This is a genomic window from Streptomyces sp. SID3343 (genome assembly GCF_009865215.1).
In the GTDB taxonomy this organism is placed as follows: domain Bacteria; phylum Actinomycetota; class Actinomycetes; order Streptomycetales; family Streptomycetaceae; genus Embleya.
In genome coordinates, this window is the sequence record NZ_WWJX01000132.1 from 1 (window position 1) to 439 (window position 439).

At 75.6% G+C, this 439-nt stretch carries 1 protein-coding gene; it reads left to right on the forward strand.

The window, feature by feature from the left end; genetic code table 11:
* Window positions 1–439: ROK family protein (locus tag GT354_RS04275; protein ID WP_161354811.1), on the forward strand; the 439-nt coding region annotated here is incomplete at both ends.

Below are 439 nucleotides of genomic sequence, written 5' to 3' on the forward strand. Positions count from 1 at the left end.
ACCGGAATCGCCGCCGCGCTCGTGGTCGGTGGCCGGGTCCTGGCCGGCGCCCACGGCGCGGCGGGCGAGATCGGCTACCTTCTGCGCGACCGACACGACGTCGGATTCGCCGCAGGCCACGCGCCGTTGGAGGAGTACGTGTCGGGCAGCGGGCTCGCCGCGCGCGGCACCGAACTGCTCGGCCGCGACACGGACGCGGGTTGGCTCTTCACGGCCCAAGAACCGGGCGTACGGGCCCTGGTCGACGACGCCTTGGACGAACTGGCCCGCCATGTGGCGAATCTCGCCGTGACCGTGGACGCGGAGCGGATCGCGGTCACCGGCGGCCTGATGCGTTCCGCCCCGCGCGTCCTGGCCGCCCTGCGCCGACGCCTGGACGCGGCCGTGCCGTTCCCGCCCACCGTCGTCGCGGCCCGCTTCCGCCAGGACGCCGCGCTGC